At 61.6% G+C, this 15588-nt stretch carries 15 protein-coding genes; 9 read left to right on the top strand and 6 right to left on the bottom strand.

The genetic code is table 11. The annotated features are described in order from the left end of the window. Positions 1-3: 3 nt before the first annotated feature. The 5 genes from apaG to V7747_RS05425 are packed head-to-tail and all read right to left on the bottom strand — an operon-like array spanning position 4 to position 6139. Entirely contained in the window at positions 4-387 is a 384-nt protein-coding gene (apaG, locus tag V7747_RS05445) for a Co2+/Mg2+ efflux protein ApaG (protein ID WP_335615046.1), read from the bottom strand. Next, complete coding sequence (gene rsmA / locus V7747_RS05440; RefSeq protein WP_335615045.1) at positions 384-1193, bottom strand: 16S rRNA (adenine(1518)-N(6)/adenine(1519)-N(6))-dimethyltransferase RsmA; 810 nt, start codon at positions 1191-1193, stop codon at positions 384-386. The genes apaG and rsmA overlap by 4 nt, the downstream gene beginning before the upstream one ends. Continuing rightward, positions 1190-2182 (bottom strand): 4-hydroxythreonine-4-phosphate dehydrogenase PdxA, encoded by a 993-nt coding sequence (gene pdxA / locus V7747_RS05435; RefSeq protein WP_335615044.1) that lies wholly within the window; start codon positions 2180-2182, stop codon positions 1190-1192. The genes rsmA and pdxA overlap by 4 nt, the downstream gene beginning before the upstream one ends. Beyond that, positions 2182-3471: a peptidylprolyl isomerase gene (locus V7747_RS05430; RefSeq protein WP_335615043.1), complete on the bottom strand. Its 1290-nt coding sequence runs from the start codon at positions 3469-3471 to the stop codon at positions 2182-2184. Before V7747_RS05430 ends, pdxA begins: the two co-directional genes overlap by 1 nt. Continuing rightward, a complete protein-coding gene (locus V7747_RS05425) occupies positions 3461-6139 on the bottom strand; it encodes an LPS-assembly protein LptD (protein WP_335615042.1) in 2679 nt (892 codons plus the stop codon). The genes V7747_RS05430 and V7747_RS05425 overlap by 11 nt, the downstream gene beginning before the upstream one ends. 254 nt (positions 6140-6393) lie before the next feature. On the opposite strand from V7747_RS05425, the gene V7747_RS05420 reads away from it, so the two are divergent. Genes V7747_RS05420 through djlA form a run of 3 tightly spaced genes read left to right on the top strand, consistent with a single transcriptional unit; the run spans position 6394 to position 8867 of the window. Beyond that, positions 6394-7413, top strand: coding sequence for an aminoglycoside phosphotransferase family protein (locus tag V7747_RS05420; RefSeq protein ID WP_335615041.1), 1020 nt, complete (start codon positions 6394-6396; stop codon positions 7411-7413). Further along, positions 7410-8075 carry an N-acetylmuramate alpha-1-phosphate uridylyltransferase MurU gene (murU, locus tag V7747_RS05415; RefSeq protein WP_335615040.1) on the top strand — a complete coding sequence of 222 codons (666 nt, stop codon included), beginning with the start codon at positions 7410-7412 and terminating at the stop codon, positions 8073-8075. The genes V7747_RS05420 and murU overlap by 4 nt, the downstream gene beginning before the upstream one ends. A 3-nt stretch (positions 8076-8078) precedes the next feature. Further along, a complete protein-coding gene (djlA, locus tag V7747_RS05410) occupies positions 8079-8867 on the top strand; it encodes a co-chaperone DjlA (protein WP_335615039.1) in 789 nt (262 codons plus the stop codon). Here djlA and V7747_RS05405 read toward each other — a convergent pair. Further along, positions 8841-9851, bottom strand: a complete 1011-nt coding sequence (locus V7747_RS05405; protein WP_335615038.1) for a DUF3530 family protein — start codon at positions 9849-9851, stop codon at positions 8841-8843. The two genes, djlA and V7747_RS05405, sit on opposite strands and share 27 nt — an antisense overlap. Positions 9852-9958: 107 nt before the next feature. On the opposite strand from V7747_RS05405, the gene rpe reads away from it, so the two are divergent. The 6 genes from rpe (at position 9959) to trpC (ending at position 15441) form a co-directional block, all read left to right on the top strand. Beyond that, entirely contained in the window at positions 9959-10633 is a 675-nt protein-coding gene (gene rpe / locus V7747_RS05400; RefSeq protein WP_335615037.1) for a ribulose-phosphate 3-epimerase, read from the top strand. 1 nt (position 10634) lies between these two features. Then, positions 10635-11315: a phosphoglycolate phosphatase gene (locus tag V7747_RS05395; protein WP_335615036.1), complete on the top strand. Its 681-nt coding sequence runs from the start codon at positions 10635-10637 to the stop codon at positions 11313-11315. A gap of 180 nt (positions 11316-11495) precedes the next feature. Beyond that, positions 11496-12974, top strand: a complete 1479-nt coding sequence (trpE, locus tag V7747_RS05390) for an anthranilate synthase component I (protein ID WP_335615035.1) — start codon at positions 11496-11498, stop codon at positions 12972-12974. A 12-nt stretch (positions 12975-12986) separates the two neighbouring features. After that, positions 12987-13583, top strand: a complete 597-nt coding sequence (locus tag V7747_RS05385; protein ID WP_335615034.1) for an aminodeoxychorismate/anthranilate synthase component II — start codon at positions 12987-12989, stop codon at positions 13581-13583. 20 nt (positions 13584-13603) lie between these two features. Beyond that, on the top strand, positions 13604-14650 hold the full coding sequence (trpD, locus tag V7747_RS05380) for an anthranilate phosphoribosyltransferase (RefSeq protein WP_335615033.1): 1047 nt from the start codon (positions 13604-13606) through the stop codon (positions 14648-14650). Continuing rightward, positions 14647-15441 carry an indole-3-glycerol phosphate synthase TrpC gene (gene trpC, locus V7747_RS05375; RefSeq protein WP_335615032.1) on the top strand — a complete coding sequence of 265 codons (795 nt, stop codon included), beginning with the start codon at positions 14647-14649 and terminating at the stop codon, positions 15439-15441. The genes trpD and trpC overlap by 4 nt, the downstream gene beginning before the upstream one ends. Positions 15442-15588: the final 147 nt, after the last annotated feature.

Here is a 15588-nt window from a genome sequence, read left to right as displayed (position 1 = left end):
TATTCAGTTCAGGGCGTTGGGTTTGGCCAGGCGAAAACGCGCGATATCGGCGCTGAAGGCGTGACCGTTACTGGCACGCATCGCGTAGCTGCCTTGCATGGTGCCAACCGGGGTTTCCAGCAGGCAGCCACTGGTATAGGTATGGCTGGTGCCAGGGGCTATTACCGGTTGCTCGCCTACTACCCCCGGCCCCTGAACCTCCTGAACCTTGTTGTTGCCATCGGTGATCAGCCAGTGCCGGCTCAGCAACTGTGCGGGTAGGCTGCCCTGGTTGGCGATGGTAATGGTATAGGCGAAAGCGAAGCGCTGGGCGCCCGGATCGGACTGCTCGCGCAGGTAGCGGGTCTGCACGCTGACCTCAATGGCATAGGTTTCTGCGCTACTCATGGGGCGGCCGGCTCCTGTCGCGCGAGATGATTGGCCAGCCGTACGAAGCCGGCCAGGTCCACCTGTTCGGGGCGAATACTCGGATCCAGGCCTTCAGCTTCGATCTGCTCGGCGGTGAGTAGCGGCTTGAGCGTATTGCGCAGGGTTTTGCGCCGCTGATTGAACGCTTCGCGCACGATATTTTCGAGGATTTTTACATCATCGGCCGGGTGCGGCAGGGTGCTGTGCGGGGTCAGGCGGACAATGGCCGAGTCAACCTTAGGTGCCGGTTTGAAAGCGCCGGAACCAACGTCAAATAGATGCTCCACGGCGCAGTGATACTGCACCATGATGCCCAGGCGGCCGTAGTGGTTCATGCCGGCGGTGGCAGCCAGGCGCTGAACCACCTCTTTCTGCAGCATGAAGTGCATGTCGGCAATGCAATGCGATTGCGCCAGCAAGTGAAACATCAGCGGCGTGGAGATGTTGTAGGGCAGGTTGCCGACGACGCGCAACTTGCGGCCGTCTTCGGCCAGTTGGCTAAAGTCGAACTTGAGAGCATCGCCCTTGTGCAGGCGGAAGCGTTCATTGAAACCGAACTGACCCATCAGAATCGGATGCAGGTCGTGGTCGAGTTCGACCACGTCGAGCTGTGCGCCGCTGGCCAACAGGCCCGAGGTAATCGCACCCTGGCCCGGTCCAATCTCAACCATATGATCGCCTTCACGCGGTGCAACGGCGCGAATGATGCGGTCGATTACTCCGGCGTCGTGCAGAAAGTTCTGGCCGAAGCGCTTGCGTGCCTTGTGTTGCGGAAACTGGTTCATGCGTTACTCCGAGCCGCTATCATCTGCTCTGCGGTATCTATTGCCACCCTCAGGCTGCCGGCATCGGCCAGGCCGGTACCCGCCAGGTCGAGCGCGGTGCCATGATCTACCGAGGTACGAATGATCGGCATGCCCAGGGTGATATTCACGGCCTGGCCGAAACCCTTGTGCTTGAGCACGGGCAAGCCCTGATCGTGGTACATGGCGAGTACCGCATCAGCTTTATCGAGGTGCTTGGCGGTGAACAGTGTGTCTGCCGGCAGGGGGCCGATCAGCTCAATACCCTCGGCGCGCAGCGCGTTCAGTGCGGGAATGACGATATCCAGCTCTTCACGGCCAAGGTGCCCATCCTCGCCGGCATGCGGGTTCAAGCCGCAAACCAGGATGCGCGGCCGGGCGATGCCGAACTTGTTGATCAGGTCTGCCTGCAGGATGCGGATTACCCGTTCCAGCAGAGGGCCGGTGATGCTGTCGGCGACGGCACGCAGCGGCAGGTGCGTAGTGGCCAGAGCAACTCGCAGCCCAGGGCAGGCAAGCATCATGACCACCTGCTCGGTGGCGGTCTGCTCGGCAAAAAACTCGGTATGACCCGAGAACGGAACGCCGGCCTCGTTGATGATGCCTTTGTGGACAGGCGCAGTAACTACGGCGGCGAAACGGCCGTTCAGGCAGCCTTCGCCGGCCAAACGCAGAGTTTCCAGCACATAGAGGGCGTTGCGCGCATCCAGGCGGCCAGCTTCGCAAGGCGCGGCGAGCGGCACGGGCAAGATGCTCAACTGCCCCGCGGCCTGGGGCGCAGCAAGGGCGTCAGGGTCGTAGGGCAGCAATTCCAATGGCAGGCCCAGTTGCTGCGCCCGGCTGCGCATCAGCTCGGGGTCGGCAATCACCACACGTTGCGCGGCGCTGGGTTGTTGAGCAATCTGGATGCACAGATCAGGACCGATACCCGCCGGCTCACCGGCGGTTATCGCAAGGCAGGATACGCTCACTAGATCTTGGTCTCGACGTAAGCTTCGTCGCGAATCTTAAGCAGCCAGCTTTGCAGCTCGTCTTCGTACTTGCGGCTCTGGATCAGGTTGATGGCCTGCTGTTCGCGCATTTCGTCGGTCATGTCGACCTCACGCTCGCCGGTTACCTGCAGAATGTGCCAGCCATATTGGCTCTGGAACGGCACAGAGACCTGATTTTCCGGAATGCTGGTCATTACCTCGCCAAACTCGGGTGCGAGGCTGTCTGCGGTTACCCAGTTGAGGCTGCCACCATTGAGTGCGCTGCCCGGATCTTCCGAGTAGGCCTTGGCCAATTCGGCAAAGGATTCGCCCTTGGTAATGCGGTCATACAGGCGCTGGCTGAGTTGTGCTGCCTCGCCCTCGGAGCGAATTTCGCTGGGCTTGATGAGGATGTGGCGCACCTGGTATTCGGTTACCAATTGGCCTTCGCCGCCGCGCTTTTCAAGCAGCTTGAGGATGTGAAAGCCAGCCGGTGACCGCATGGGCTGGGTCACGCCGCCGATCTCCAGTTGAGCCACTGCATTGGCAAAGGGGCCGGGCAGCTGAGCGGCCTTGCGCCAGCCCAGTTCGCCACCTTCCAGTGCGGTATCGCCGGCGGAACGGCTGGCGGCGAGGGCGTTGAAGTCAGCGCCCTTTTGCAGCTGCTGATAAATATCACCGGCGGCTTTGGCGACCTTTTCGACCTCAGCTTGAGGCGCATTTTCAGCCAGCGGCAGCACTATCATGGCCAGGCGGAAATCCGCGGAGGTCTGATACTTGCCTACCTCGGAGTTGAGGAAGTTGCGCACTTCCTGATCAGTAACCTGAATGGTGTCGCGCACGCGGCGCTGACGCACCCGGTTGATGATCATTTCGCGGCGAATCTGCTCGCGTGCCTGGTTGTAGCTGATGCCGTCGCGTTCCAGTGCGGCGCGAAACTGCTCCAGGGTCACGTTGTTGCGAGCGGCGATTTGTTGCATGGCCTGGTTCAGTGCGGCGTCGTCGATGCGAATGCCCGCCCGCTCACCCATCTGCAGCTGGATGCTCTCCAGCACCAGGCGATCAAGTACCTGGGATTGCAGCTGGTCTTCCGGCGGCAGCTCGGTGCCGTTCTGGCGCAACTGTTGACGCACGGCCTGCATGCGCTCGTTCACCTGGCTGACCATGACCACGTCGTTGTCGACGATGGCCGCTACCCGGTCCAGAGGCACAACGGCGGCCTGTGCGACGGAACCCAGCAGCATGGCTGCGCACAGGCTGAAAATGGCCGGTATAAACTTACAATGCATTATCTTCACGCTCTCTATAACCTGGGATTCCATCGTCGAGGAGGCTTTCGACGTCATTGCCGGTCACGCTGCCAAGGCCCTTGAGCACAATCTGCAGGAAAATCCCGCGATTGGTCTCGTCCTGGGCGACCGATTCAAACTCGTTGTAGTCAACCCAATAGCGGTTGACGACGCGCAACTTCCAGCAGCAGCTGTCGTACTCAAGACCACCGAAAGCTTCGAGGGTTCGATCCTCGGCGAAGTCGTGCTGCCAGCGACCGATCAGGCTCCACTGCGGGTTGAGCGGCCACATGAATGACAGGTCTGACTGGTCGATGCGCTGATCAGCATCGCGGTCAAAGGTGCCGGTCAGGGCATTGAAGGTATTGATGTTGTTGCGATAGCGGTAGCCCATGTTGAGTATCTTGCGCGGCTCGGGCTGGTAGTTGGCCATAACGCTGCCAGCGTCGCTACCGCTGTCATCCGGATCCCAGAGCACGTCGGCGTTCAGACGCCAGGCATCACTGACCTGATACATGACCTCGGCGGCATAGGCCGACGATGAGGATGTGTCGGCTTCGGGTGCGCTGCCGTCAGCTTCGAGCAGCTGTACCTCACGGTCGCGGAAGTAGAACACCTGACCGAAGCTGCCGCGAGCGCGCTCGGTGCCATCGTTCTCCAGTGCGCGACTGGTCACGCCCAATGATAGCTGGTTGGCATCGCCCACACGGTCATTGCCGCTGAACCGGTCGTCCCGGAACAGCGAGTTGTAGCTGAAGGTGTTCTCGTTGGTGTCGAACAGCGGCTGGTCATCCTGGTTTTCGTAGGGCGCATACAGATAGAACGCCCGTGGCTCCAGAGTCTGACGCAGGCTGTTGCCGAACCAACTGGTCTGGCGGTCGAAGTACAGGCCGCTATCGAGGCTGGCCACCGGGATGGTGCTGGACGGTGTGGTATTGGCGTCGCCGTAGTCAAAACCGTCGGCGCGGGCATCGAAGTCCAGATCGTAGTAGGTCGTCTGAGTGCGTACGCTTGGGGTAACAAATGCCCAGTTGTTGCGCCATGGGTAACTCAGGCTTGGGCTAACGCTGACGCGGTGCCCGGTGGCGCGCTGCAGGCCGACCAGATTTTCGTCCGGTGTCAGGATCGGGGTGCCCAGATCGTCAAACTGGATGCCGTCTTGGCCAGTAATGAAGCCGCGGCTCAGGTCGCGGTCGAAATAGGTGTACTCAGCCTTGTAACCAAGGCGCAGGCCGCTATCGCCCAGCCAGTCAGCACCGTCGAGGCGCAGTTGCGGCAAGCGTTCGTACGGCGTCAGGGACGTAATGGTGGCAAGTTCGTAGTCGTGCACGGCAGCCTGGAAGCGCCAGCCATCACCGCGATAGGTCACTGCGGCGCGTTGATCCACATAGGTATCGCTGCGCACATCAAGGGCGGAGTTCAAGTCTTGGAAGTAGAAAGGGTCACTGATATCGGTGTAATCAACCTCAGTGCTCCAGCGGCTGCTCAGGCCTCCCTTGTGTTTCCAGCCATAGAGCCAGCGATTCTCGTCGTACTTGGTGTCGTTCAGGTAGGCGGCCGCGAGGCTGCCTTCGTTGTCAGGCTTGAGGTAGCGGAATTCGCCTTCAAGTTGCATGCCGCGCTCGGACAGGTAGCGTGGATACAGTGTGGCGTCGTAATCAGGCGCGATATTGATGTAGTAGGGCGTCTCGATCTCGGTGCCATTGTCGCTCGAATGGCTGAACGAGGGAGCCAGCAGACCGGTCTGGCGGCGGTCATCCAGCGGAAAGTACAGGTAGGGCGAGTAGAAGACCGGCACGTCCTTGACCTTAAGGGTCACGTGCTTGGCCTCACCCCAGCCTTTTTCACGGTCCAGCTCGATGTCTTTGCTGTGCAGAGACCAGGTGTTCTCGCCGGGCTCGCAGGTGGTATAGCTACCGTCGGTCATGACGATGACGGCGTCATCGCGGCGCATCAACTTGTCTGCGGTACCGCGGGCGTGGGCGCCGTGCACGACATACTCGACGTTGTCGATGCGCGTTTCGCCGTTGTCGATACGCATGCTTGCCGCGTCGCCCAATACCAGAACGCCTTGGTCACGCAGTTGCACGTTGCCTTCCAAGCGTGCGCTGCTGTTGGCCTGGTCGAAGCTGGCCTGGTCGGCGCGGGCCTGCAACCGGCCCTGCCGCAGCAGTACGTCGCCTTCGAGTACGCCGGTTTGGCTGCCTTGCTCAAAGCGGCTGGAGTCGGCGGAGGCGTATACCGGCAACTCGTCAAACGGGGTTTCATCGTCGCGGCCGCTGCGCTCGGGTTCTACGTAAGTGCCGCCGCAGTAGGGCGCGATAGCCGCCTGCTGCTCGGCGCTCAACTGTTCGCGCGGCACCCAGTCGAGTTTACTGAAATCGTTGCGCGGTATCGCCTGGGCAGCGGCTGTGGCTGCGCCGACTGTCGCTGCGGGCGCTGCGACGTTGGCCGGAGCGCTGTTGACAGGAGCCGGTAGCGGCCTGGGTTGTGGCGGCCTGGGCGGTAACTCGCCACGGGCCTGCACGGGTTCGCAGCTCCAGCTGGAGCCGCTGGCGCGACACTGCACCTGGTTGGCAGCGAACGCGCTGATCGGCTGTGCCAGCAGCAAAGAGCTGGCCAGCAACATGGGGAACGAAGAACGAAACGGAGGAGTTCGGTAGGCCATTATGTAATTATCCGGGCTTCCAGTCGGTGCGTGCTCGCGACGCCTTGTGCGAGGAGATAGCAATCTGCATGCTGTGTCTAACCAGCAAGATACCGGATAATAAAGCATAGGGCGCTGCCAGAGCTAGGAATGCGCGGAAAAAGTCCCCGGCCTGTGGAACGGCAGGCGGCCATGGGGACTCGATAGGAAAACAGTGACCGATTAAGTGACCCGAGCGCCGAGTGGCTGACCGGCGACAATGAGAAAGAGCCTAAATGGATTCTAGAACGACGCAATTGCATAACTGGCTACCCGCTGCCTTGCAGCAAGGGTTCGCGCAAATGGGCTGGGGCCCAGTGGTAGAGGGCAAATTGGCGCCGGCCAGTGCCGATGCCAGCTTTCGCCGCTATTTCCGCTGGCAGGCTGGGCCGCGCAGCCTAATTATTATGGATGCGCCGCCAGCACATGAAAACAGTGAGCCTTTTGTACGCATCGCCGAGCTCATGCAGCGCGCTGGGGTGCGGGTGCCGCGCATTCTGGCCACCGATCTGGAACAAGGCTTTCTGCTGCTCGAAGACATGGGCAGCCAGACCTACCTGCAAAGCATCCAGGCGGGGGAGGTATCTGCCGTTCAGTTGGACCAGATGTTCAGCGCGGCAATCGAAAGCCTGATTCGCTGGCAACTGTCCAGCCAGCCGGGCGTACTGCCGGCCTACGACGAAGCGGTGTTGCGCCGTGAGCTCGCCTTGTTCCCGGATTGGTACGTCGCGCACGAACGCGGCCGTGCATTTAATCAGGCGGAGCAAGCCGACTGGCAAGCGTTGCAGACGCTGCTACTCGACAGCAATCTGGGCGAGGCGCTGGTCTATGTGCATCGAGACTACATGCCGCGCAATCTGATGACCGCCGCGGGCGAACCCGGCGTGCTGGACTTTCAGGACGCGCTTTACGGTCCGGTCAGTTACGACGTCACCTCGCTGTTTGCCGACGCCTTCTTCAGCTGGCCCGTTGCGCAGCGCAACGCTTGGGTGGAGCGATACTGGCAGCGCGCGCTTGCGGCGGGTGTACCGGTGCCCGCCGACTGCGACATCTTTATGGCACAGGCTCGGTTGATGGGCGTGCAGCGCCACCTGAAGGTGCTGGGTATCTTCGCGCGCATCTGCCACCGCGATGGCAAGCCGCACTATCTGCAGGATGCGCCGCGGTTTATCCGCTATCTGCGTGACGCCTGTGAGCAGGACGATCGCCTGCAGCCACTGCAAAGACTGCTCGACAGTTTAGGGATGATGGCATGAAAGCCATGATTCTGGCTGCGGGCAAGGGTGAGCGTATGCGGCCGTTGACGCTGCGCACCCCCAAGCCATTGCTGCCGGTCGCCGGTAAGCCGCTTATCCAATGGCATATTGATGCCCTGGCTGACGCCGGTGTGCGTGAGCTGGTGATTAATCATGCCTGGCTGGGTGAGCAGCTGGAGCGTTATTTTGCCGATGGCAGCGAATTTGGTGTAAGCATTCAATGGTCGCCTGAGGGTACTCCGCTGGAAACCGGCGGCGGTATCCGTCAGGCGCTGCCACTGCTCGGCGAGGCGCCCTTCATTTTGGTCAACGGCGATATCTGGACGACATTTGACTTCGCCGGTTTGGCCTTGCCAGTGGGCAAGTTGGCGCATCTGGTGCTGATTGACAACCCGCCACACAACCCACGGGGTGATTTTAGTTTGGACGGCGGGTTGGTTGGCAATCCCGCAGCTGATGCCCCTGGTTTGACCTACAGCGGCATTGCCGTGCTGCATCCGCAGCTACTGGCAGAGCAGCCAGCAGGCGCTTTCAAGCTGGCGCCGCTGCTGCGCGCGGCGGCAGAGCAGGGGCTGGTCAGTGGCGAGTACTTTGCTGGTGTCTGGATTGATGTTGGCACGCCCGAGCGCTTGGCCGAGGCCGAGCGGCTGGCGGAGCGTTAACCCATGCTGTGGCCGGTAACCGTGCTGGGTGCAGTGGTGGGTGGCTTGGGGGGTGGTATGCCTGGCGCCCTGGTGGGCGCCGTGCTGGGGCACGCTCTGGATCGGCATTGGCGATTGCGTCGCTGGCGCGATCTAGCGAACAAACTGGTCGAGCTGCGTGGGCAGAGCTCGCGCTTTGAGCGGGTATTGTTTCTGTGTATGGGCCGTCTGGCGCGGGCCAATGGGCGGGTCACCCAAGGGCATTTGCAGCTGGCGCGCGACCTGATGCAGCAATACCGGCTGGATGAATCCGCGCGTTTGGCGGCCATGCATGATTTCAATGCGGGCAAGAATTCGGGCACGGAGCTGACGCGGCTGGTGCAGCGCTTCTGCCGCCGCGACCCCGGACGCGCCGCGGAACTGCTGGACTGCTGCTGGCGCATGGCGTTGTTGACCGGTCAGTTGAGCGCTGACGCACGTAGCTTGCTGGATGCCTGGTCAAACAAGGCGGGCGTGGGGCGCGCCGAGCAGCAGCGCATGCACCAGAAACATCAGCGCAGCGAGCGTACTGCGGCGCGCTCCCCGGTAGCCAGTCAGGATCGCCTGCATCAGGCCGCGGCCCTGCTCAAGGTAGAGTTGGATGCGTCGCCGGAACAGATCAAACGCGCCTATCGGCGCCTGCTGAGCAAGCACCACCCGGACAAGATGATCGCGCGGGGTGTGGGTGAGCCTGGCGTGTCAGGTGCCGGCGAGCAGATTCGTCGTATTCAAGACGCCTACGAAACCCTACGGCGCCACCGCGGGTTCCGCTGAGGCGCCTACTTCACTGGCCTGGTTCAGCAGGCGGCGCTCCAGCCATCCTTGCAGGCGTTTTTGCAGCATGTCGTCTGCCAGCACCGAATCCGGCAGGTAATCAATATCCCACTGTTGATACAGGCTATGCCCCATGCGGCGCGCAATACGCTGGTGTTCACGAGCCTGAATGGCGCCCTGCGGGCTGCTGGCGGCCAGCAGTTCAAGCAGCGGTTTGTCCCACTTCTCCAGTAACAGGTTAAGACTGGGCTGCCCTTCGATGGCCGCATCCCGAGGTTTGAACAGGACAATGGCGTGGGGCGGTTGCTGGCTCGCGGGCGGGCTGGCGGCACGCAGCGCCCAGTAACCGGCTTCCGCGCGGGTAATCAGCGTGATGTGCTCGTTTTTTTCGGCGGCCAGTACCTGCCAGGCCGCCTGGATCAGTTGCATGCAGCGAGTAGCGTAGTCGGTCGTGGTGATTGCCTGGGCTGTGGTCGGAACAGGCGGTTGGTCGGGCTGGTTGTCGGCTGCGAGCTGCGGGTCTTCCGGCTCGTCGCTACCTTCCTTGTCTGCGGTATCCACGTCGGGGTTGGGCGTCGCGGGTTCGGCGACGGACGCTGGCAAAGGGGCATCCGGCAGGCTGATGGACAGGGTATTCCAGCCGGCGTCGCTCAGCCGGCGGCGTGCCGGGCCGATCAATTCGGGCCAGTCGGCATGCTCACCGGGGCCGGCGATCAGCAACACGCCGCCGAGCGCCTCTGGCCGCGCGGCTGGCAAATACAAGCCCAGTTGCGATTCTCCATGGAAGTCCAGTTGGCGCTGCTCTTCGGTCGGCAGTCGGCGCTCCAGTGCCTGCTGATACAGTGCGTTGCGCGAGGGGGATTCGGCGCGTTTGCCAGCCTGCGCAGTGGGGGTGGCGTCTGCCGCCGCTTCCTCGGTTTCGGGTGTCTGCGCCTGACTGCACAGTGGCAGGGAGAGTGCGATAAGCAACAGCAAGGCTCGCATTCAGCTAGGTCCTTTGGTGGCGTTGATTCGAGTATAACAGCGCAGCCACGGCACGCTTGCGGTAAACTGGCGGGCATTTCCTACCCTTGTTGTCGCTGAGGTTTGCCATGCAAGACTATGCCATTGCCCCTTCCATTCTGTCCGCCGATTTCGCGCGCCTCGGCGCTGAAGTCGATCAGGTCCTGGCGGACGGTGCAGATATCGTGCACTTCGACGTAATGGATAATCACTACGTGCCGAACCTGACCATCGGGCCGATGGTGTGCTCAGCACTGCGCAAATATGGCGTCACCGCGCCGATTGATGTGCACCTGATGGTCAGTCCGGTGGACCGCATCATTGGCGACTTTCTGGAGGCTGGTGCGTCCTACATCACCTTCCACCCGGAAGCATCCCAGCATATCGACCGCTCGTTGCAGCTGATCAAACAGGGCGGCGCCAAGGCTGGCCTGGTATTTAACCCGGCTACTCCGCTTGATGTGCTCAAGTACGTGATGGACAAGGTCGACATGGTGTTGTTGATGAGCGTCAACCCCGGCTTTGGCGGACAGAAGTTCATCCCCGGTACGCTCGATAAGCTGCGTGAGGCGCGTGCGCTGATCGATGCCAGCGGCCGCGATATCCGCCTGGAGATCGATGGCGGCGTGAACGTCGACAACATCCGCGAGATTGCCGAAGCTGGCGCCGACACCTTTGTTGCCGGTTCTGCCATCTTCAATGCGCCGGACTACAAAGCCGTGATCGACCGGATGCGCAGCGAGCTGGCACAGGTTGCCCGCTAGGATGCAGGCGCTGCGTAGGCTGTTTGCTGGCGAACTGCCGCAACTGGTGATGTTCGACCTGGATGGCACTCTGATGGACTCAGTGCCGGATCTGGCCGCAGCGGTGGATCAGATGCTGGCGCTGCGCGGCCGACCTGCCGCTGGCGTGGAGCATGTGCGTGACTGGGTCGGCAACGGCGCGGCCGTGCTGGTGCGCCGCGCGCTGGCCGGTGGTCTGGAGCATGCCGCCGTGAGCGCTCGGGAGGCGGAGTCTGCACTGCAGGATTTTCTGCGTTGTTACGCCGGGGATCATTCGCGCACCACACTTTACGCGGGCGCGGCGGAGCTGCTCGGCGCCCTGCGCGCTGCGGGTGTCAAGCTGGCGCTGGTCACCAATAAGCCTGAGCGTTTTCTGCCGGAGCTGCTGGCCGAGAAAGGGTTGGCGGACAGCTTTGACTGGCTGGTGGGTGGCGATACCCTGCCTATGCAGAAGCCTGACCCTGGTGCATTGCTCTGGGTGCTGCGACAGGCCGGTGTGGCGGCAGACCAGGCGCTCTTTGTGGGCGATTCGCGTAATGATGTTCGCGCCGCCAGAGCGGCTGGCGTGCCGGTGGTGGCGGTGAGCTATGGCTACAACCACGGCGAGCCCATCGCGGCGGAAAACCCGGACTTGCTGGTTGATTCACTCGATGCGCTCATATAGTCTTGCTGCGTTATACCTTCTGCAAGATGGATCAGCCGTGTTTGTCAGCAACCGCAAACTGATGAGAGTTATCAAGGCGCTCGCCCGCTGGCGTTGGCGTGTCTGATGTGCGCTCGCCTGCGTGATACGCGGGCACCCCTGGTTTGTGTGTGACAACAATTTTTGCCCACGAGGCTGATCATGACCCAAGACGAATTTCTTCGCCTGGCCGCTCAGGACTGTAATCGCGTACCCGTAGTGCGTGAGGTACTGGCCGACCTGGAAACCCCGCTTTCCACCTATTTGAAACTGGCCGACGGCGCCTTCTCCTATCTGCTTGAATCCGTGCAGGGCGGCGAAAAATGGGGCCGCTATTCCATCATTGGTTTGCCGGCGCGCACCGTGCTGCGCGTCGACGGACACACCGCGACCGTGCTGACTGACGGTGTGGAGCAGGAACGCCACGAGTGCGCCGACCCGCTGGCCTTCGTTGAGGACTTCAAGGCGCGCTACCGCGTGCCTTCGATTCCCGGCCTGCCGCGTTTCAATGGTGGTCTGGTCGGTTACTTTGGTTACGATTGCGTGCGTTACGTCGAGCCGCGGCTGGCCAGGAGCGTTAACCCTGATGTGCTGGGCACGCCGGACATTCTGCTAATGGTGTCTGATGAGGTGGTGGTATTCGACAATCTGGCCGGCAAGCTGCACGCCATCGTGCTGGCTGATCCCGCGCAGAGCGATGCCTACGCCCAGGCCAATGCGCGTCTGGATCAGTTGCTGGAACAATTGCGCCAGCCCATGCAGCCGCGCAAGCTGCTGGACTTGAACGCGCCGGTCGATATCGATCTGGACTACCGCGCCAGTTTTACCCGCGAGCACTTCGAGCGCGCGGTTGAGACCGTCAAAGAGTACATTTTGGCCGGCGACTGCATGCAAGTGGTGCCCTCGCAGCGCATGAGCGTGCAGTTCAGGGCCGAGCCGATTGATCTGTATCGCGCGTTGCGCAGCCAGAACCCTACCCCTTATATGTACTTCTTCAACTTCGGCGACTTTCATGTAGTCGGTAGCTCGCCGGAAGTGCTGGTGCGGGTGGAAGAGGGCGAGGTCACGGTACGGCCGATCGCCGGCACGCGCCCGCGTGGCGCCACCGAGGAAGAGGATCTGGCGCTGGAGCAGGACCTGCTGTCGGATGCCAAGGAGATTGCCGAGCACCTGATGCTGATCGACCTGGGACGCAATGATGTGGGCCGCGTCGCGGAAATCGGCAAGGTACAACTGACCGAGAAGATGGTGATCGAGCGCTATTCCAACGTCATGCACATCGTGTCCAACGTGCAGGGTCACCTCAAGCCTGAGCTGAATGCGATGGACGCGCTGCGCGCCATCCTGCCTGCCGGCACCCTGTCAGGCGCGCCCAAGATCCGCGCGATTGAAATCATCGACGAGCTGGAGCCGGTCAAACGCGGCGTGTACGGCGGCGCGGTAGGTTACTGGGCGTGGAACGGCAACATGGACACCGCCATCGCCATTCGTACCGCGGTGATCAAGGACGGCGAGCTGCACGTGCAGGCTGGCGCCGGCATTGTTGCCGATTCGGTCCCCGCGCTGGAGTGGGAAGAAACCATCAACAAGCGCCGCGCGATGTTTCGCGCTATCGCCCTGGCCGAACAGGCCGCCCGGTAAAGGAGCAGGACCATGCTGTTAATGATCGATAACTACGACTCCTTTACCTACAACGTTGTGCAGTATCTGGGTGAGCTGGGTGCTGAGGTAAAGGTTATCCGCAACGACGAGCTGACCGTCGCCGAGATTGAAGCACTGAAACCTGAGCGCATCGTCGTCTCCCCCGGCCCCTGCACGCCGAATGAAGCCGGTGTGTCGGTGCCGGTGCTCAAGCACTTTGCCGGCAAGTTGCCGATTCTGGGTATCTGCCTGGGGCACCAGAGTATTGGCCAGGCCTTTGGCGGGGACGTGGTGCGTGCACGTCAGGTCATGCACGGCAAGACCAGCCCGGTCTACCATGAGGGGCTGGGGGTGTTTTCCGGGCTGAACAACCCCTTGACCGTGACCCGCTATCATTCGTTGGTGATCAGCCGCGAGACGCTGCCGGACTGCCTGGAGCTGACTGCCTGGACCCAGGATGAGCAGGGCAATGTGGATGAGATCATGGGCGTGCGGCACCGCGAGTTCATGATCGAGGGCGTGCAGTTCCATCCCGAGTCGATTCTGTCGGACCAGGGGCACGAACTACTGGATAATTTTCTCAAGCAGCAAGGCGGCCTGCGCGGCTGATGCGGAGCAAAGGAGAGTCTATGGACATCAAGACAGCCCTCAGTAAGGCGGTTGACCAACTGGATCTGAGCACCGAGGAAATGCAAGACGTCATGCGTCAGATCATGACCGGTCAGTGCACCGACGCACAGATTGGTGGTTTTCTGGTCGCCCTGCGCATGAAGAGCGAAACCCTCGACGAAATCACCGGCGCTGCCATGGTCATGCGTGAGCTGGCGGCCGACGTTAGCATCAACGCTGAGCGCCTGGTGGATACCTGCGGCACCGGGGGCGATGGCGCCAATATCTTTAACGTCTCCACGGCGGCGGCCCTGGTGGTCGCGGCGGCGGGCGGCAAGGTCGCCAAGCACGGTAACCGAGCGGTATCGGGCAAAAGTGGCAGCGCTGATCTGCTGGAAGCGGCGGGCGTCAATCTGGATCTGACGCCCGCGCAGGTAGCGCGTTGCGTGGAATCGGTCGGTGTCGGCTTCATGTTTGCCCCGGCACACCACGGCGCCATGAAGCATGCTATCGGACCTCGCCGCGAGCTGGGCATGCGCACTATCTTCAACATGCTGGGGCCAATGACCAACCCCGCAGGCGTCAAACATCAGGTCATTGGGGTTTTTTCCCAGGCTCTGTGCCGGCCCATCGCCGAAGTGCTCAAGCGACTGGGTAGCGAGCATGTGCTGGTGGTGCACTCCAAGGATGGACTGGACGAGCTCAGTCTGGCTGCGACCAGCCACATTGCCGAGCTGAAAGACGGCGAGATACGCGAGTACGACGTGAGCCCTGAAGAGCTGGGTATCAAGAGCCGCAGCCTGATCGGCCTGACCGTCGAGGGGCCGGAAGCGTCGCTAACGCTGATTCGTGATGCGCTGGGCAAGCGCACGTCGGAAGCGGGTGAGAAGGCCGCAGACATTATTATTCTCAATGCGGGCGCCGCGCTATACGCCGCAGATCACGCCACCTCGCTACAAGAAGGTGTCAAACTGGCCTCCGATGCGCTCTACTCAGGGCTAGCTCGGGAAAAGCTCAATGAGCTGGTGGCTTTTACCGAGGTGTTCAGAGAGGAGGCCGCACAATGACGGTGCCAACGATTCTGCAAAATATTGTGGCACGCAAGTACGAAGAAGTGGCCGAGCGCCGCGAGCGCGCGTCGCTGCAGGAGCTTGAAACGCTGGCTGCTGACGCCTCGCGCCCGCGAGGCTTCGCGGCGGCGCTGCAGAGTCGCGCCAGCGCGCGCAAGCCGGCGGTGATCGCCGAGATCAAGAAGGCCTCGCCCAGCAAGGGTGTGCTGCGAGATGACTTTGATCCGGCCGCTATTGCCCGTAGTTATGAAGAGGGCGGGGCAGCCTGTCTGTCGGTACTGACCGATGTGGACTTCTTTCAGGGACACGACGATTACCTGCAGCAGGCGCGCAATGCCTGTTCGCTGCCGGTCATCCGCAAGGACTTCATGGTTGATCCCTATCAAGTAGTGGAAGCGCGTGCGCTGGGTGCTGACTGCATCTTGTTGATTGCTGCCTGCTTGGACGATGCCCAGTTGCACGAGTTGACCGCCACCGCGAAACAGCATGGGCTGGATGTACTGGTTGAGGTGCATGATGCGGCCGAGCTGGAGCGTGGCTTGAAGCTGGATACCCCACTCATTGGCATCAACAACCGCAACCTGCACACCTTTGAGGTAACGCTCGACACGACCCTGGAGCTGCTGCCGCAGATTCCCAAAGGCAAGACCCTGGTTACCGAGAGCGGCATTCTGCACCGCACCGACGTTGAGCTCATGTTGGCGCACGGCGTTTACAGTTTCCTGGTGGGCGAGGCCTTCATGCGCGCCAGCGACCCGGGGCACGAACTCAAGCGGCTCTTCTTCTAGTCCGGGTGCGCTGGAAAAACCTCCCACGCAGGCGCGGCGGGAGGTTTTTTTGTGTCTGAAATATATGGAAACTCGATGATTTAGAACCAAATATTGCGCTTTTTGTCTTTATCTCTCGATGGGATCATGTCCGAAATAACGGGAGCC

The organism is Halopseudomonas sp., assembly GCF_036960865.1.
Taxonomy (GTDB): Bacteria; Pseudomonadota; Gammaproteobacteria; order Pseudomonadales; family Pseudomonadaceae; genus Halopseudomonas.
This window is presented reverse-complemented; position numbering and strand designations above follow the sequence as displayed.

Bases quoted from the DNA above. Each gene is read 5' to 3' on its own strand.
- apaG (WP_335615046.1), bottom strand. From the start codon at position 387: ATGAGTAGCGCAGAAACCTATGCCATTGAGGTCAGCGTGCAGACCCGC.
- rsmA (WP_335615045.1), bottom strand. From the start codon at position 1,193: ATGAACCAGTTTCCGCAACACAAGGCACGCAAGCGCTTCGGCCAGAAC.
- V7747_RS05430 (WP_335615043.1), bottom strand. From the start codon at position 3,471: ATGCATTGTAAGTTTATACCGGCCATTTTCAGCCTGTGCGCAGCCATG.
- V7747_RS05425 (WP_335615042.1), bottom strand. From the start codon at position 6,139: ATGGCCTACCGAACTCCTCCGTTTCGTTCTTCGTTCCCCATGTTGCTG.
- V7747_RS05420 (WP_335615041.1), top strand. From the start codon at position 6,394: ATGGATTCTAGAACGACGCAATTGCATAACTGGCTACCCGCTGCCTTG.
- murU (WP_335615040.1), top strand. From the start codon at position 7,410: ATGAAAGCCATGATTCTGGCTGCGGGCAAGGGTGAGCGTATGCGGCCG.
- djlA (WP_335615039.1), top strand. From the start codon at position 8,079: ATGCTGTGGCCGGTAACCGTGCTGGGTGCAGTGGTGGGTGGCTTGGGG.
- V7747_RS05405 (WP_335615038.1), bottom strand. From the start codon at position 9,851: ATGCGAGCCTTGCTGTTGCTTATCGCACTCTCCCTGCCACTGTGCAGT.
- rpe (WP_335615037.1), top strand. From the start codon at position 9,959: ATGCAAGACTATGCCATTGCCCCTTCCATTCTGTCCGCCGATTTCGCG.
- V7747_RS05395 (WP_335615036.1), top strand. From the start codon at position 10,635: ATGCAGGCGCTGCGTAGGCTGTTTGCTGGCGAACTGCCGCAACTGGTG.
- trpE (WP_335615035.1), top strand. From the start codon at position 11,496: ATGACCCAAGACGAATTTCTTCGCCTGGCCGCTCAGGACTGTAATCGC.
- V7747_RS05385 (WP_335615034.1), top strand. From the start codon at position 12,987: ATGCTGTTAATGATCGATAACTACGACTCCTTTACCTACAACGTTGTG.
- trpD (WP_335615033.1), top strand. From the start codon at position 13,604: ATGGACATCAAGACAGCCCTCAGTAAGGCGGTTGACCAACTGGATCTG.
- trpC (WP_335615032.1), top strand. From the start codon at position 14,647: ATGACGGTGCCAACGATTCTGCAAAATATTGTGGCACGCAAGTACGAA.